Below are 15,467 nucleotides of genomic sequence, written 5' to 3' on the forward strand. Positions count from 1 at the left end.
ACCTCGCAAAGCGCATAACAGACGAAACGACACCAACCTGGCGAGGGACCTACTAGCATAGAAAGGGCAATTCGCCTAGATCAAATGCCCTCTCATAACAGTGAAGGTTGCGCAGGTGACCAGGGTCACCGGCCAGTGACCATAGTCGCAGGGAACCGTCACTGTCTGCCCCCGTCTGCCGACGTTGGTGTCAGTCGCAGATGTCAGCTCCGTCGAGCCCGCAATGCTGGCTGCATGCCTGGATCAAGGTGCGGCGACTGATCTGCCATGATCCTAAGAACTGATGGAGGAACGGCATGGCCCTGGACGACCGCACCGATCCCGCTCAGATCATCGCCAAGGTAGGCGACTTCGCGGATCGGGAGCGAGCCATTGAGGTGTGGATGTACCTCGCTAGCCAGGCTGGTTGGCAGGTAGACCTGAGCCCCGCCAAGCCGGAGAACCCCGATGACGGCGACTGCGGCATCGTCGAGGTGGAGGGCCTGCGTTACCGAATCCGCCTTACGCCTCGCACTCGGACAAAACTTGCTGACGACACCGGCGGCAAGCTCACGTGGCGCACGGTGTTCTCACACGCTGCATGGGCCGAGCCGGTACTGGAGCCGGACAACCACGTCCCCTACCTCGACTGACGTGTTCGTGACTCTCCTCAGCCCACCACTCTCCCCAGCTCCCATCCCGTCTGCCGTCGGCCCACACACCGTGGAGCGGGCGTGGTTCATGGCGTCCAGGTGGAGCGCGCCACTGTACGAACGACCTGGACGCCATGGGCCGCGTCTGCTCGGCTCTGCCTGGGTCGATGGCAGACGGGATGGGAGCACCCCGCGCACGCCACTGACTCGCCGGCACTCGCGAACGGCGCCCCCGCCATCTCGGAGCCTGAGCGCCCCCGCCGGAGGCTGTTCTGACCGTGGCTGCCTCTCTACGGTGATCGACTCATGACCCGGCCGCGTGCACGTGGGCGCGCGTCGGCGCAGCGCGGGCGGAGCGGGCCGAAGGCAGGAGCGGCGCCCGGAGCGGAGCCGGGAGCGCGCCCGGCGGAGCGGAGCGCAGCCGGCTTGATCACGTGAAGAAAGTCTGAGCCATCAGGGGTCTGGCTACAGCCTGAACGACAGCTCCAACTCGTCGCCCGGTAGGTGGAACTCCTCCAAGGCCAAGGGCTTGTTTTCCGCTGTGAGTGTCACGCGCAGGACATGCAGGAGGGGCACCCCGTCCGTGAGCCGGAGAGCCTGGGCCTGGTCTGGTAGAGGCATGCGGGTGCGGACGTACTCCGTGAAGTGGAGTTCGTGGCCCAGGTCGGCGAGGGCGGCGTAGAGCTCCGGGGCCGGCGGTGGGGCTTCCTCCTCGTACTTGGTGTCGATAAGGACGGAGAACGGCACGTATGTCCGGTGAAGTTGGCGGAGATGGCCGTTGTCGGCCGTCTGTAGGGCGTCGTAGGTGAACATCGGCTCGCCCGGCGGGATGCGGAGTAGGTCCGCCAGGGCCAATGGGGCGTCGGTTCGGGTGGCTACCGGCGGCTCGGCGTCGGTCCAGCGGATGCCGTCGGCCTCGATGTAGCGGCCGTCCGAGGCTCGGCGTACGCCGCGCGGGCGGGTGAGGCCGGGGCGGCTGTGGGGGGAGCGGGCGAAGGTGCCGCGGCCCATGATGGCCTCGACGAGACCGGATGCCCGCAGCTCGGCCAGGCCTTGGCGGACTGTGGGGCGCGTCACGCCGAACTGTTTCGCCAACGCCTCCTCGGACGGGAGTGGCTGGCCGGCCGGGAAGGTGCCGTGCAGGATGCCATCGCGCAGGTAGTCGGCGATTTGCCGGTACTTCGGCTGCGTGTTCTTCGGCGGCATGTGGGCCCTCCGTGGCGGTGGCTTCTGCGGCTGTCCGTCGCCGTGGACGGCTTGCCCACGATCGTGGGCAGTTTCTCGTATCGCTAGGTCGGTTGACAACCCGTACTACGGGTCGGCAGTCTGGTCTGCATCACCCGTACTACGGGTGGTCTAGCAACCCGCAGGATCGGCCTGTGGGTGTCAGTGACGAGGAGAGACGAACAGTGGCAAGCCTTCCGATCGACACCGCGAAGTTCACGGGGATCATCTGCGCCGTGCCCCCGGCTCCGCGGATCGCCAACCGAGAGACCGGTCAGTTGCGGGTCGACCGCGAGACCGGCAAGACCATGTACCAGGTCGGCCTGTGCCTGATGGCCGGGGCGTCGGCCGACGTCGTAACCGTGAGCGTGGCCGGTGAGCCGGCCGGTGTGCAGCTCGGCATGCCGGTGGCCGTGCGGGACCTGGTCGCCACGCCGTGGGAGAACGAGGGGCGGCACGGGATCGCGTTCCGTGCGGCTGAGATCCGGCCCCTGAGCGCTCCCGCTCCGGCGGGCAAGGGGGCCGGGCAGTGATGAAACTGGCCTCCACCACCACATCGGCCGGTGCGACCGGGCCGAGTTGGGTGCTGTTGGTGGCCGCAGTGCTGGTGTCGGGCCTGCTTCTGGTGGGCCCGGCCCTGCGCCGCCGTCATCCCGTCGCCTGGTGGCTGTTACTCGGCTTTCCGGTCGCCGCCTTCCGGGTCGTGCGGACGTGGCGGCCGCTGATGGCCGGGTGCGGGCTCGCTGTGAGTCGGCGACCGGCGCTTACGGTCGTCTCCGGGCTCGTCGGCAACGGCGCGCCTCCGCCACAGCCGCGTGTGCCGCACCGCGGTCTCATACGGCCGACTGCCGGCGGCTTCGTGTTGCTGGTCCGGCTGTTACCAGGGCAGGTGCCCGAGGACTTCGTCAAGGCGGCACCGGCCATGGCGGAGGACTGGCAGGTTCACGGGGTGCGGGTCACCTCCTGGAAGCCGGGGGTCGTACGGGTCGTCGCGTCGGCGTCCGATCCGTTGGCTGCTCCGCGGGTGCCGAAGCGGTGGGGACCTGGCCATCTGCTCCGGGTGGCCGTGGGTGTGCTGGAGACCGGGGCCACTTGGGTGGTTGACCTGCGGAGCGTGCCGCACTGGCTGATCGTGGGGGCTACCCGTTCCGGTAAGTCGACACTGATCAACGCTCTCGTGGCGGGCCTCGCCCCGCAGCATGTCGCCTTGGTCGGGATCGACTGCAAGGGCGGCATGGAGCTGTCCCTCTACGGGCCGCGGTTGTCCGCCCTCGCGACCAACCGTGAACAAGCGGTCAGGCTGCTGGGCGCGCTCGTTGATCTGACCCTCGACCGCATGAGCGTGTGCCGGGCGGCACGGGTCCGAAACGTCTGGGGTCTGCCGGACAAGGAACGTCCCGTCCCCGTGGTCGTGATCGTCGACGAGATCGCGGAACTGTTCCTCGTCGCGAGCCGCAGCGAGAAGGACGAAGCGCAGGCGGCCGGTACGGCGCTCATCCGGCTCGCTCAGCTCGGTGCGGCACTGGGGGTGTTCCTCGTCGTCGCCGGCCAACGCGTCGGCTCCGACCTCGGGCCCGGGGTGACCGCCCTGCGAGCGCAGCTCGGCGGCCGGGTCTGTCACCGCGTGGCCGACCCCGGAACAGCCGAAATGGCGCTCGGCGACCTCAACCCCGATGCGCTGAAGGCGGCGCAGGCCATCACACCGGAACAGGCCGGTACGGCCGTACTCGCCTCCGGCGACGGCTGGGAACGCGCCCGCTCGCACCTGATCACCGAGGCGGAGGCGGAAGCCGTTGCCGCCGAGTACGCGCACCTGACTCCCGTCCTGTCCGAGCTGCACGTCACAGCGCCGTGAAAGGGGCCTGCCGTGCTGGTGTCCATGTCCGCCGTTCTCCTGCTGGGCCTGCTGATCTGGTTCCTGCTGCGCATCCGGTACCTGCGGTGGGCCGACGCGCTGCTCTGCGGAGCCTTCGGCTTCCTGCTCTCCAAGACCGTGGCCGCGCCGTTCGCTCAGGCCTTCCTCGACGGCGTGAACGGCTTCCTCGGCCAACTCCGCTTCTGAAAGCACCCGTTGGGAAGGGAAAGGGACTTCCTGTGTCCGAGTACGTCATCCGCTCCGGCGACCGGGCCGCGTTCATCGCCGGTCTTCGAGAGCTGGCGGACTTCCTGACCGCCAACCCCGCTGTCCTCGTCCCGCGCAACGCGTCCTTCGGCGTCTTTGTCGACGCGTCCGACGCCGCAGCGCGAAGGGAGGGCGCGGAGCATGTCGCCGCGTCCCTCGGCGTGCCCGTCGAGGACATCGGCGAGGGCTACTACGACGCACGCCGTGACTTCGGTCCGATCGCCTACAGCGTCATTGCGATCCCGCCCAAGGACCGGCAGTGATCGCCCGTACAACGGGCTCCCGACGGGGCGCGAAGTCGCCAAACCCGACCCCGTCAGGAACCCACTCCATTCGCCACGTGAGCAGTGAAAGGAGCACTCACACTTTGTCCACCGCGCATCATTCGCGCAAATCTCCGCTGCCCGACTGCGACCTCAAGGGAGACGGTCCCGAGGTCTCGACCTGTGAGGGATCCGAACGTGTCGTCCTCGTCGGGCTCGACGACACCGAGCAGCACCTGTGCCCGGCGCACGCTGCCGCGGTCTGGCTCACGGATCCGACGTTCCGGTTCAGCGCCAAGACTCGGCCGGAGGCAATCTCGGCCGTGATGCGGCACGCGTTCGGTGGGGGCGGTGGTCGCCGATGACCACAACCCTCGTACCGGGCAGCGCTGCCGCTCTGGTCGCCAGGGCATCGGAACCCGACTTCGACGCCTGGCGCCGGAACATCGTCCGCCTCGGCGGTTGCACCAACCCGATTCACCTGGTCGGCACGGCGACCGTCTTCGACACGACCACGGGTGCGGCCCTGCTCTCGTACGGCTCGGACGTCTACGGCGGTCGCCTGCTCACCGCATGCGGCAACCGACGGGCGACGGTCTGCCCGGCCTGCTCGGCGCTGTACCGGGCGGACACGTACCAACTGGTTCGGGCCGGACTCGTCGGCGGCAAGAACGTCACGGAGGCGGTGAGCGGGCACCCGCGCGTGTTCGCCACGCTCACCGCTCCCGGCTTTGGGCCGGTCCACACCCGGCGGGAACACGATGGGCTCGTACGGGTCTGTCGTCCCCGCCGGCCGGGGGAGTGCTGTCCGCACGGGCGGCCGGTCGGATGCCGTACGCGTCACGCGGCCGATGATCCTCGCCTCGGCGAACCGCTCTGCCCGCGCTGCTACGACTACGCGGGCGCCGTTCTCTGGCACGCGTTCGCCGGTCGGCTCTGGCATCGGTTCGGGCTGGAGCTGCGGCGGGAGGTCGCCCGGCGGGCCGGGCTGTCGCGTACGGAGTTCGGGGAGGTCGCCCGACTCTCGTACGCGAAGGTCGCCGAGTATCAGCGGCGGGGCCTGGTCCACTTCCATGGTGTGATCCGCCTCGACGGACCGGACGGGCCCGACTCACCTCCGCCGGGCTGGGCGACTACGGCACTGCTGGCGGAGGCCGTTCCGGTGGTGGCTGGTCGGGTGCGGCTTACGGCGCCAGGCGCGAGCATCGTCGGTCCGCGGGAGCTGCGATTCGGCGGGCAGGTCGACGTACGACCCGTCACCTCGTACCGCCGGGACGCGGGGGAGCAGCCAGCCTCTGCCGGGGCCGTGGCGGGCTACATCGCCAAGTACGCGACGAAGGGGGCGGAAACCGCTGGCGCGGTGGACGGCCGGATCTACGACGCGCGAGACATGGTCATGCTGCCCGTTCGGGCGCACGTGCTGCGGATGATCGGCACGTGTTGGTGGCTGGGCAGCCTGGCGGAGTTCGAGCCGCTCGGGCTTCGTCGCTGGGCGCACATGCTCGGGTACGGCGGCCACTTCTCCAGCAAGTCGCGGCGCTACTCGACCACGCTGACCGCTCTTCGGCAGGCCCGTGCCGATCATCGTGCGGAGCAGCAACGGGCGTCGCTGGGCCTGGCTGACGTCCCGACCGTCGTGGTTGGCCAGTGGCGTTATGCGGGGCGCGGCTACTCGCCGGCGGGGGAGCTCCTGGCCGCTTCGGTGCGGGAGGGCGGTGGTCGTCGTGGGGCGTGACAGCCGTGCGAAGTCGGCCGAGCTGCTCACCGTTCGGCAGGTGCTCGACGAACTGGGCGGTATCTCCCGGCGCACCTTCTACCGCTGGCGGGAACTGCGCATCGCCCCCGCCTGCATCCGGCTGCCGAATGGGGAGCTCCGAGTTCGGCGGGATGTGCTCAACGACTGGTTGGAGGAGCGGGCGGAGAGGGCGGCGTCGTGAAGTCGTACAAGGTCGTCATCTGGAAGCTCAGCATCAACCGCTCCGCGAAGAAACCGACGTATCTCGTCCGCTGGTCCGTGGACGGGGAGCCGTTCCACGAGTCGCACAAGACCAAGGCGCTCGCCGACCGCTTCCGGGCGAAGCTGCTTCGGGCGGCGGACAAGGGCGAGCCCTTCGACACGGTGACCGGTCTGCCCGACTCCCTCCGCGGGGGCAAGGCTGCTCTGTCCCTGCTCGAACTGGCGCTGAAGTACATCGATGCCCGGTGGCCCGAGGCGTCGGCGAAGCAGCGGGACAGCATGACCGATGCCCTGGCTACGGTCATGCCCGCGCTGGTCAAGTCGGTTCGTGGGCGTCCGGCCCCGGCCGATCTACGGCGGGCACTGCGCTCGTACGTCCTGCCTCCGCCTCGGAGGGAGCGCGAGCGGCCCGAGGAGATCGCGGCGGCAGCGAAATGGGTCGAGAAGGCGTCGCTGCCGGTGGCCGAGCTTCAGGAGATCACCCGCGTGCATGACCTGATCGACGCGCTCACGCGGAAGCTCGACGGCAAGCCTGCGGCGACGCAGACGTACCGTCGGCGGCGTGCGGTGGTCTTCAACGTCCTCGAATACGGGGTTGAGCTGGAGGCGTTGCCCTCGAATCCGCTGAGCCGAGTGCGGCGTAAGCGGGGGAAGCGAGCGGTGCAGGAGGTTGATCGTCGGGTGGTGGTCAACCCTCGGCAGGCGCGGGAGCTGCTGACCGCGATCACGTACGTCGGCGGCTACGACCGGGCGAGCGGCCGACGGTTACGGGCGTTCTTCGGCTGCCTGTACTACGCGGCCATGCGTCCCGGTGAGGCGCTCGGGCTGCGGCTCTCGGACTGCACGCTTCCGGAGAGGGGCTGGGGCCGGATTGATCTGGCAGAGACCAGGCCCACCGCCGGTAAGGCGTGGACCGACTCCGGCGAGGCACACGATCGGCGCGGCCTGAAGCAGCGGGCGGACGGTGAGGTACGCATCGTGCCGATACCGCCCCCGCTCGTGCGACTGCTTCAGGACCACATCAAGGAGTTCGGTACGGCCGACGACGGCCGGCTGTTCTCCAGCGAGCGGGGCAACGTGATCGCCGCCTCGTCGTACTCGCGCGCGTGGAAGCAGGCCCGAGCCTTGGCGTTCCCACCCGAACAGGTCGGCTCCGTCCTGGCGGCTCGTCCGTACGACCTCCGGCACGCGGGCGTCTCCCAGTGGCTCAACTCGGGCGTTCCCGCCCCAGAGGTGGCGGCTCGCGCAGGCCACTCGGTGGACGTCCTCCTGAAGATCTACGCCAAGTGCATCGATGGCCAGGAGCAGGAGATGAACGACCGGATCCTGAAGGGTCTGGGGGAGGAGGACGACACCGAGAACGAGACGTGAAACGGCCCGCAGGACTGCGATGAACGCGAGCTCCGGAGAGATCCGGAGCTCGCGCTCATCTTGGGACAGGTAGTTCATACCGGTGTGCTGAGCAGTTGATCAGTAGTGGCTGGCCAAGGGCCGTCGAGGTCGACACCGGCTGTGCCACGCTGTCCGTCATGGAGTACGCGACGGTCCGGGGGCTGACCTTGCCCGCACAGCTGACGTTCCTGCTCGATCAGGGCCGGTGGCGCCATCCGGGCGACGTCGAGATGGCGAGACTGATCCCGTGGTTCGAGAGTCCACTTGACTTCCTGAGAAGCACGGAGCAGATGGAATCCGAGTCCAGGTCACTGGACACCTTCGACGACGAGCCGTACTCCGCCTTTCTGCACGTGGCGTGGGGCAGTAGCCAGGAGACGCCGGTCGAACTGCCCTGGCTGGACGTCGAGCAGGCGTTCTTCATCGCGGTGAACCGCGTGCTGGGCGATGATGTCGCCCTGGCCCTCGACTACCGCACCGACCCCGCGGACCCACGGGTTGTGGGCAGCTACGTCCGGACGGACCCCGTGTCATACGAGTGGCGCGTCGTGGCGCCCACATTCTCTGCCTTCGTTGCTGCTTTGGATCTTTAGGAGGTTGCCTCGGAGGGCCTGAAAGATGCCATTGACCTGCCTGAAAGCCTGCCAAGATCATTACGTCGTCATTACGTGATCACTGTCATGAGGCTGCGTCGAGCCGCATCCCCCTGCACAAACAACAAGACCCCGCACCCAGCAAACGCGCTGGCGGCGGGGTCTTTAGGCACCTCATGCGAAGTGCCCCCGGCAGGATTCGAACCTGCGCACACGGCTCCGGAGGCCGTTGCTCTATCCCCTGAGCTACGGGGGCGTCTGGCGTTGAGCTGTTGCTCGCGGCGACGGGTAGAACACTACCAGCTCGGTCGGGGTGATCAGGAACGGGTTTCCCGGGGGTGCTCGCTCGCACGGGGTGGAAGTCGGGAAAACCCGGACGCGGTGGCCGGTCCGGACCTACTCTCGAGTTGTGCCAGGGGTGTCGGGCCGGGTGCTTGTTGTGGACGACAACAAGGTCATCCGGCAGCTGATCAGGGTCAATCTCGAACTGGAGGGTATCGAGGTCGTGACCGCGGCCGATGGTGCCGAGTGTCTGGATGTCGTTCATCGGGTGCGTCCCGACGTGATCACCCTCGACGTCGTCATGCCTCGGCTCGACGGGCTGCGGACCGCCGCCCAGCTGCGTGCCGATCCGCGGACCCACGATCTTCCGCTCGCCATCGTCAGTGCCTGCACGCAGCACGAGGTCGAGACCGGTCTTGACGTCGGCGTCGACGCGTTTCTCGCCAAGCCCTTCGAACCCGCCGAACTCGTCCAGGTGGTGCGGGAGTTGATCGAACGGCGGCATGGCGGGGAGACCGGGGGCGAGGTCCGGTTCTCGGGGGAGCGGGCCGGGGGCAACCCCGTCTGTCCCTGATCCCCGTCACCCCCACCGCCCCCGCTGCCCTTCCGGCACCGTCCACATGCCGGAAGCCTGTCCGAACCGGCTCGCATACCCACCCCCCTCCTCCCCTACGCTTGTCCCGTGACCCCCGTCGAGCTCTCCCGTACCGTCCTGCGCGCGGTGCGCCGTGCCGTGGACGCGGGGGAGCTCAGTGTGGCCGTGCCGGAGCGGGTCGTGGTGACGCCGCCCGGACCCGGCGGGTGCGGGGACTACGCCACCAACGTCGCGCTGCAGCTCGCCGGGCCCGCCGGGCAGCCGCCGGTGCGGGTCGCCGAGATCCTGGTGCCGCTGCTCGCGGAGTGCGCCGGCGTCGAGGACGTCGTCGTCACCGGGGTCGGGTTCCTCAACATCTCCCTCAGTTCCGGCTCCTCGCCGACCGCCACCCTGGTCGGGGAGATCCAGCGCCTCGGGGCCTGCTACGGGCACGGCGACGCCCTCGACGGGCAGGTGGTCGCCCTGCGGGTGCCGTACGACGTCCGCGCCGAGGTCGTTGCCGACGCCGTGGTCAGGATCGTTGCGACGCAGGGCGGCCGCGGTGAGGTCGAGCACGGGGAACCCGTCAGTCTCCGGCCCGTTCCGGCGCCCGAGGACCCGGCGCCGCTCGGGCCCGACGCCGCCCAGTGGGCCCTGCTGCATCCCGCCGCCCACGACCGGCCCCGGATCACCGCCGACCACCTCGTGCAGCGGGAGAGCAACCCGCTGTTCCGGGTGCGGTACGCGCACGCCCGGGTGCGGGCCGCCGGGCGGGGAGCGGGGCGGCTCGGGTTCGATGCCGTGCCCGGCGACGTCCCCGACGCCCCGGACGGTCTCGTCACCGCCCTCGCCGACTACCCCCGCATCCTCATCGGCGCGGCCATCCGTCGCGCCCCCGACAGGCTCGCCCGGCACCTCGTCACCGTCGCCGACGCCGCGCTGCCGTTCCTGCCGACCGTGCTGCCCCGGGGCGACGAGAAACCCTCGGCCGCCCACCGTGCCCGGCTCGCCCTCGCCGAAGCCGCCGGGACGGTGCTCGCCGGCGGCCTGTTCCTGCTCGGCATCGACGCACCCGATCACCTCTGAGAGAGCCCAAGAGCAATGAGCCGTTCCGCGCACCCCGCCGGGCCCCGGCACGCCGATGTCCTGCCCGAGGGGCACTACGCCGCCCCGCCCACCGATCTCAACGCCCTCGACGCCAAGGTGTGGGCCCAGACCGTCACCCGGAACGCCGACGGCGCCGTCGCCGTCGGCGGTGTCGACGTGAAGACCCTCGCCGAGGAGTTCGGCACCCCCGCCTACGTCCTCGACGAGGACGACTTCCGGGCCCGTGCGCGCGCCTGGCGCACCGCGTTCGGACCGGACGCCGACGTGTTCTACGCCGGCAAGGCGTTCCTGTCGCGGGCCGTCGTGCGCTGGCTGCACGAGGAAGGGCTCAACCTCGACGTGTGTTCGGGTGGTGAGCTGGCCACCGCGCTGTCTGCCGGGATGCCCGCCGAGCGGATCGCCTTCCACGGGAACAACAAGTCGGAGGGGGAGATCCGGCGGGCCGTCGAGGCCGGTGTCGGGCGGATCGTCCTCGACTCCTTCCAGGAGATCGTGCGGGTCGCCCACATCGCCCGGGAGCTCGGCACGCGGCAGCGCGTGCAGATCCGTGTCACCGTGGGCGTCGAGGCGCACACGCACGAGTTCATCGCCACCGCCCACGAGGACCAGAAGTTCGGGATCCCGCTGGCCGGCGGGCAGGCCGCGGAGGCCGTACGGCGGGCGCTGCAGCTCGACGGACTCGAGGTCATCGGGATCCACTCGCACATCGGCTCGCAGATCTTCGACATGTCGGGGTTCGAGGTCGCCGCGCACCGCGTGGTCGGGCTGCTCAAGGACATCAGGGACGAGCACGGGGTGGAGCTGCCCGAGATCGACCTCGGGGGCGGGCTCGGCATCGCGTACACGAGCGACGACGACCCGCGGGAGCCGCACGAGATCGCCAAGGCGCTCACCGAGATCGTGACGAGGGAGTGCGAGGCCGCCAGGCTGCGGACGCCCAGGATCTCCGTGGAGCCGGGGCGGGCCATCGTCGGGCCTACCGCATTCACCCTCTACGAGGTCGGCACCATCAAGCCGCTGGACAACCTCCGTACCTACGTCTCCGTGGACGGCGGCATGTCCGACAACATCCGGACCGCGCTCTACGACGCCGAGTACAGCGTCGCCCTGGTCTCCCGGACCAGCGACGCCGAGCCGATGCTCGCCCGTGTCGTCGGCAAGCACTGCGAGAGCGGGGACATCGTGGTGAAGGACGCCTTCCTGCCGGGCGACCTGGCACCCGGTGACCTGATCGCCGTACCGGCCACCGGTGCCTACTGCCGTTCCATGGCCAGCAACTACAACCACGTGCTCCGGCCGCCCGTCGTCGCGGTGCGGGACGGCGCGGCCCGGGTGATCGTCCGGCGGGAGACGGAGGAGGATCTGCTCCGGCTCGACGTCGGATGACAGCGCCGGCAGGCAGGGGGATCAGGCAGGCGGAAGATCTCCTGTCTGGCATCCCCGCACAATGAAATAGATGTCTCACGATCCGGACGAAGGGTAGAAACTCCCGTCCGGTGAGTGAGACTGGTCCAACCGTAGACGGTATGAGGAAACGAGGTCGGATGATGCGTACGCGTCCGCTGAAGGTGGCGCTGCTGGGCTGTGGGGTCGTCGGCTCAGAGGTGGCACGCATCATGACGACGCACGCCGACGACCTCGCCCAGCGGATCGGCGCCCCGGTCGAACTGGCCGGTGTCGCCGTCCGGCGGCCCTCCAAGGTCCGTGCGGGCATCGATCCGGAGCTGGTCACCACCGACGCCACCGCCCTCGTCAAGCGCGGCGACATCGACGTCGTGGTGGAGGTCATCGGCGGGATCGAACCCGCCCGCACCCTCATCACCACCGCCTTCGAGCACGGCGCGTCGGTCGTGTCGGCCAACAAGGCGCTGCTCGCCCAGGACGGCGCCGCCCTGCACGCGGCCGCCGAGCAGCACGGCAAGGACCTCTACTACGAGGCCGCCGTCGCCGGTGCCATCCCGCTGATCCGGCCGCTGCGCGAGTCCCTGGCCGGCGACAAGGTCAACCGGGTGCTCGGCATCGTCAACGGGACGACCAACTTCATCCTCGACAAGATGGACTCCACGGGGGCGGGCTACCAGGAGGCCCTCGACGAGGCCACCGCGCTGGGCTACGCGGAGGCCGACCCGACCGCCGACGTCGAGGGCTTCGACGCCGCCGCCAAGGCCGCGATCCTCGCCGGCATCGCCTTCCACTCGCGCGTCCGGCTCGACGACGTCTACCGCGAGGGCATGACCGAGGTCACCGCCGCCGACTTCGCCTCCGCCAGGAACATGGGCTGCACCATCAAGCTGCTCGCCATCTGCGAGCGCGCCCGGGACGGCGGCTCGGTGACCGCCCGCGTGCACCCCGCCATGATTCCGCTGACCCATCCGCTCGCCTCCGTGCGCGGCGCGTACAACGCCGTCTTCGTGGAGTCCGACGCCAGCGGACAGCTCATGTTCTACGGTCCCGGCGCCGGCGGCGCCCCGACCGCCTCCGCGGTCCTCGGCGACCTCGTCGCCGTCTGCCGCAACCGGCTCAGCGGGGCAACGGGGCCCGGCGAGTCGGCGTACGCCGGTCTGCCCGTGTCGCCCATGGGCGATGTCGTCACGCGTTACCACATCAGCCTCGACGTCGCCGACAAACCGGGTGTTCTCGCCCAGGTCGCCACCGTCTTCGCCGAGCACGGGGTTTCCATCGATACGGTTCGGCAGACCGGCAAGGACGGCGAGGCCTCCCTCGTCGTCGTCACCCACCGGGCCTCCGACGCCTCCCTCTCCGGGACCGTCGAGGCGCTGCGCAAGCTCGACACCGTGCGGGGTGTCGCCAGCATCATGCGGGTTGAAGGAGAGTAACCAGCAATGACCCACCAGTGGCGCGGAATCATCGAGGAGTACCGGGACCGGCTGCCCGTCTCCGACACCACGCCGGTCGTGACGCTCCGCGAGGGCGGCACGCCCCTCGTGCCCGCGCAGGTGCTCTCCGAGCGCACGGGCTGCGAGGTCCACCTGAAGGTGGAGGGCGCGAACCCGACCGGGTCCTTCAAGGACCGCGGCATGACCATGGCCATCAGCAAGGCCAAGGAGGAGGGCGCGCAGGCCGTCATCTGCGCCTCCACCGGAAACACCTCCGCCTCCGCCGCCGCGTACGCCGTGCGCGCGGGCATGGTCTCCGCCGTGCTCGTACCGCAGGGCAAGATCGCGCTCGGCAAGATGGGCCAGGCCCTCGTGCACGGCGCGAAGATCCTCCAGGTCGACGGCAACTTCGACGACTGCCTCACCCTCGCCCGCAAGCTGAGCGAGAACTACCCGGTGGCGCTGGTCAATTCGGTCAACCCGGTGCGCATCGAGGGCCAGAAGACGGCCTCCTTCGAGATCGTGGACATGCTCGGCGACGCGCCGGACATCCACGTCCTCCCGGTCGGCAACGCGGGCAACATCACCGCGTACTGGAAGGGGTACAAGGAGTACGCCGCCGACGGCATCTCCACCCGGACGCCCCGCATGTGGGGTTTCCAGGCCTCCGGCAGCGCCCCGATCGTGCGCGGCGAGATCGTCAAGGACCCCTCGACCATCGCCACCGCGATCCGCATCGGCAACCCCGCCTCCTGGCAGTTCGCGCTCGCGGCCCGGGACGAGTCCGGGGGCCTCATCGACGAGGTGACGGACCGTGAGATCCTGCGCGCCTACCGGCTGTTGGCCGCCCAGGAGGGCGTTTTCGTGGAGCCCGCCTCCGCCGCCTCCGTCGCCGGTCTGCTGAAGGCCGCCGAGCAGGGCAAGGTCGACCCCGGCCAGCGCATCGTCTGCACGGTCACCGGCAACGGCCTGAAGGACCCCGACTGGGCCGTCGCCGGCGCCCCGCAGCCGGTCACCGTGCCGGTCGACGCGGCCGCCGCGGCCGAGCGGCTGGGCCTCGCCTAGGGAATCACCGAGGGGTCCCGGACAGGGAACTCCCTACGGAGGGGGCACAGGGGGCTTACGACACGCATCGTGCGCCTCCTGTGCGCCCTATGTCGCCACAGAACCTTCCTTCGATAGGCTGTACCGAACCCGCCCGCTGCATATGCCTCCGCATACGGCGCGGTGCCGCGCCGTCTCCACGGCCACGGCCCGAGGGTCCCCCACGTACCTATCGAATGTCATTCGACCATCACGCAGCTCAAGGAGAGTCATCGAGCGATGGCCGGTCCAGCGTTCCGCGCCGCCGCCGTCCGGGTGCGCACCCCTGCCACCAGCGCCAACCTCGGTCCGGGCTTCGACGCCCTGGGCCTCGCGCTGGGGCTCTACGACGACGTCGTCGTCCGGGTGGCCGACTCCGGGCTGCACATCGACATCGCGGGGGAGGGCAGCGAGACGCTGCCGCGCGACGAGAGCCACCTTCTCGTACGCTCCCTGCGCACCGCCTTCGACCTGCTGGGCGGACAGCCCCGCGGCCTGGAGATCGTGTGCGCCAACCGCATCCCGCACGGCCGCGGCCTCGGCTCCTCCTCCGCCGCCATCTGCGCCGGCATCGTCGCCGCGCGTGCCGTGACCATAGGCGGCGAGGCCCGCCTCGACGACGCGGCCCTCCTCGAGCTCGCGACCGAGATCGAGGGCCACCCCGACAACGTCGCGGCCTGCCTGCTCGGCGGCTTCACGCTCTCCTGGATGGAGTCCGGCGCCGCGCGGGCGATCAGGATGGAGCCCAGCGATTCCATCGTTCCGGTGGTTTTCGTGCCCGGGAAGCCGGTCCTCACCGAGACCGCGCGCGGACTGCTCCCGCGCACCGTGCCGCACGTCGACGCCGCCACCAACGCGGGCCGCGCGGCCCTGCTCGTCGAGGCCCTCACCCGGCGTCCCGAGCTGCTGCTGCCCGCCACCGAGGACCGTCTGCACCAGGAGTACCGCGCTCCCGCGATGCCGGAGAGCGCCGCCCTGGTGGAGCGGCTGCGCGCCGACGGCGTGCCGGCCGTGATCTCCGGCGCCGGACCCACCGTGATGGCGCTCGCCGATGCCGGCAGCGCCGAAAAGGTGCAGGCCCTGGCCGGCCGGGACTGGGCCGCCAACCGGCTCGACCTGGACCTTCAGGGAGCGAGCGTGCTGCCGCTCGCGCCTTCCAGTGACATGTGACGCGCACGATTGCCGGATTTGGAGAGGGGGAATGTTTGTTGGATCCGGTAGTGTTAACCTCAAGTCTGCACCCGACCCCACCATGGCGAGGTGCTTCGTGTCCCCGTCCGGGACAGACATTCTTCCGGGAGTCTCCCAAGCCATTCAGCGTTCTGTATGACGTACCTGGGCAGTACGCCGTACCCGGGCACTGAGAGGGCCGCTGGGCACGCTCCGGAACAGGTGCTACCA

The 15,467-nt window shown here is 69.8% G+C and carries 17 protein-coding genes and 1 tRNA gene; 16 read left to right on the top strand and 2 right to left on the bottom strand.

Annotation, left to right across the window (positions count from 1 at the left end; all coding sequences use genetic code 11):
• Positions 1-296 precede the first annotated feature (296 nt).
• A complete protein-coding gene (locus ACIQVL_RS46455) occupies positions 297-632 on the top strand; it encodes a hypothetical protein (RefSeq protein ID WP_403478595.1) in 336 nt (111 codons plus the stop codon).
• 465 nt (positions 633-1,097) lie between these two features.
• Here ACIQVL_RS46455 and ACIQVL_RS46460 read toward each other — a convergent pair whose 3' ends face one another.
• Positions 1,098-1,838, bottom strand: coding sequence for a GntR family transcriptional regulator (locus ACIQVL_RS46460; protein WP_403478596.1), 741 nt, complete (start codon positions 1,836-1,838; stop codon positions 1,098-1,100).
• A 203-nt stretch (positions 1,839-2,041) separates the two neighbouring features.
• Between ACIQVL_RS46460 and ACIQVL_RS46465 the strand changes: the two genes are divergently transcribed.
• From ACIQVL_RS46465 to ACIQVL_RS46505, 9 genes are all read left to right on the top strand, one after another.
• Positions 2,042-2,389, top strand: coding sequence for a hypothetical protein (locus ACIQVL_RS46465; RefSeq protein ID WP_403478597.1), 348 nt, complete (start codon positions 2,042-2,044; stop codon positions 2,387-2,389).
• Positions 2,389-3,711 (top strand): FtsK/SpoIIIE domain-containing protein, encoded by a 1,323-nt coding sequence (locus ACIQVL_RS46470; RefSeq protein ID WP_403478598.1) that lies wholly within the window; start codon positions 2,389-2,391, stop codon positions 3,709-3,711. Before ACIQVL_RS46465 ends, ACIQVL_RS46470 begins: the two co-directional genes overlap by 1 nt.
• Before the next feature lie 12 nt (positions 3,712-3,723).
• Positions 3,724-3,918 carry a hypothetical protein gene (locus ACIQVL_RS46475; protein ID WP_108014878.1) on the top strand — a complete coding sequence of 65 codons (195 nt, stop codon included), beginning with the start codon at positions 3,724-3,726 and terminating at the stop codon, positions 3,916-3,918.
• A gap of 32 nt (positions 3,919-3,950) precedes the next feature.
• Entirely contained in the window at positions 3,951-4,241 is a 291-nt protein-coding gene (locus ACIQVL_RS46480) for a hypothetical protein (protein WP_362655990.1), read from the top strand.
• A 104-nt stretch (positions 4,242-4,345) separates the two neighbouring features.
• Complete coding sequence (locus ACIQVL_RS46485; RefSeq protein WP_403478599.1) at positions 4,346-4,606, top strand: hypothetical protein; 261 nt, start codon at positions 4,346-4,348, stop codon at positions 4,604-4,606.
• Positions 4,603-5,976: a replication initiator gene (locus ACIQVL_RS46490; RefSeq protein WP_403478600.1), complete on the top strand. Its 1,374-nt coding sequence runs from the start codon at positions 4,603-4,605 to the stop codon at positions 5,974-5,976. The genes ACIQVL_RS46485 and ACIQVL_RS46490 overlap by 4 nt, the downstream gene beginning before the upstream one ends.
• Positions 5,966-6,178 (top strand): helix-turn-helix transcriptional regulator, encoded by a 213-nt coding sequence (locus tag ACIQVL_RS46495; RefSeq protein WP_403478601.1) that lies wholly within the window; start codon positions 5,966-5,968, stop codon positions 6,176-6,178. The genes ACIQVL_RS46490 and ACIQVL_RS46495 overlap by 11 nt, the downstream gene beginning before the upstream one ends.
• The gene (locus ACIQVL_RS46500) at positions 6,175-7,569 is read left to right on the top strand and encodes a tyrosine-type recombinase/integrase (protein WP_403478602.1); all 1,395 of its coding nucleotides are present in this window, start codon (positions 6,175-6,177) and stop codon (positions 7,567-7,569) included. Before ACIQVL_RS46495 ends, ACIQVL_RS46500 begins: the two co-directional genes overlap by 4 nt.
• 158 nt (positions 7,570-7,727) lie before the next feature.
• The gene (locus tag ACIQVL_RS46505) at positions 7,728-8,183 is read left to right on the top strand and encodes a hypothetical protein (RefSeq protein WP_355718437.1); all 456 of its coding nucleotides are present in this window, start codon (positions 7,728-7,730) and stop codon (positions 8,181-8,183) included.
• A 184-nt stretch (positions 8,184-8,367) separates the two neighbouring features.
• On the opposite strand, the gene ACIQVL_RS46510 is transcribed toward ACIQVL_RS46505, so the two are convergent.
• A tRNA-Arg gene (locus ACIQVL_RS46510) sits at positions 8,368-8,439 on the bottom strand.
• 60 nt (positions 8,440-8,499) lie between these two features.
• Between ACIQVL_RS46510 and ACIQVL_RS46515 the strand changes: the two genes are divergently transcribed.
• The 6 genes from ACIQVL_RS46515 to thrB all read left to right on the top strand — a co-directional run bounded on the left by ACIQVL_RS46515 (position 8,500) and on the right by thrB (position 15,236).
• Positions 8,500-9,039, top strand: a complete 540-nt coding sequence (locus ACIQVL_RS46515) for a response regulator (protein ID WP_403478630.1) — start codon at positions 8,500-8,502, stop codon at positions 9,037-9,039.
• A gap of 108 nt (positions 9,040-9,147) precedes the next feature.
• Positions 9,148-10,125 (top strand): ArgS-related anticodon-binding protein NrtL, encoded by a 978-nt coding sequence (gene nrtL / locus ACIQVL_RS46520; protein ID WP_403478603.1) that lies wholly within the window; start codon positions 9,148-9,150, stop codon positions 10,123-10,125.
• A 15-nt stretch (positions 10,126-10,140) separates the two neighbouring features.
• Positions 10,141-11,532 carry a diaminopimelate decarboxylase gene (gene lysA, locus ACIQVL_RS46525; protein WP_403478604.1) on the top strand — a complete coding sequence of 464 codons (1,392 nt, stop codon included), beginning with the start codon at positions 10,141-10,143 and terminating at the stop codon, positions 11,530-11,532.
• Positions 11,533-11,690: 158 nt separating this feature from the next.
• Positions 11,691-12,983 (top strand): homoserine dehydrogenase, encoded by a 1,293-nt coding sequence (locus ACIQVL_RS46530; RefSeq protein ID WP_403444503.1) that lies wholly within the window; start codon positions 11,691-11,693, stop codon positions 12,981-12,983.
• A 6-nt stretch (positions 12,984-12,989) separates the two neighbouring features.
• Positions 12,990-14,048, top strand: coding sequence for a threonine synthase (thrC, locus tag ACIQVL_RS46535; protein WP_403444500.1), 1,059 nt, complete (start codon positions 12,990-12,992; stop codon positions 14,046-14,048).
• A 258-nt stretch (positions 14,049-14,306) separates the two neighbouring features.
• Positions 14,307-15,236, top strand: coding sequence for a homoserine kinase (gene thrB, locus ACIQVL_RS46540; RefSeq protein WP_403444497.1), 930 nt, complete (start codon positions 14,307-14,309; stop codon positions 15,234-15,236).
• The last annotated feature ends 231 nt before the right edge of the window (positions 15,237-15,467 follow it).

Origin of the sequence: Streptomyces sp. NPDC090499, assembly GCF_044769305.1 — a bacterium.
In the GTDB taxonomy this organism is placed as follows: domain Bacteria; phylum Actinomycetota; class Actinomycetes; order Streptomycetales; family Streptomycetaceae; genus Streptomyces.

Bases quoted from the DNA above. Each gene is read 5' to 3' on its own strand.
- ACIQVL_RS46455 (WP_403478595.1), top strand. From the start codon at position 297: ATGGCCCTGGACGACCGCACCGATCCCGCTCAGATCATCGCCAAGGTA.
- ACIQVL_RS46460 (WP_403478596.1), bottom strand. From the start codon at position 1,838: ATGCCGCCGAAGAACACGCAGCCGAAGTACCGGCAAATCGCCGACTAC.
- ACIQVL_RS46470 (WP_403478598.1), top strand. From the start codon at position 2,389: ATGAAACTGGCCTCCACCACCACATCGGCCGGTGCGACCGGGCCGAGT.
- ACIQVL_RS46490 (WP_403478600.1), top strand. From the start codon at position 4,603: ATGACCACAACCCTCGTACCGGGCAGCGCTGCCGCTCTGGTCGCCAGG.
- ACIQVL_RS46505 (WP_355718437.1), top strand. From the start codon at position 7,728: ATGGAGTACGCGACGGTCCGGGGGCTGACCTTGCCCGCACAGCTGACG.
- lysA (WP_403478604.1), top strand. From the start codon at position 10,141: ATGAGCCGTTCCGCGCACCCCGCCGGGCCCCGGCACGCCGATGTCCTG.
- ACIQVL_RS46530 (WP_403444503.1), top strand. From the start codon at position 11,691: ATGATGCGTACGCGTCCGCTGAAGGTGGCGCTGCTGGGCTGTGGGGTC.
- thrC (WP_403444500.1), top strand. From the start codon at position 12,990: ATGACCCACCAGTGGCGCGGAATCATCGAGGAGTACCGGGACCGGCTG.
- thrB (WP_403444497.1), top strand. From the start codon at position 14,307: ATGGCCGGTCCAGCGTTCCGCGCCGCCGCCGTCCGGGTGCGCACCCCT.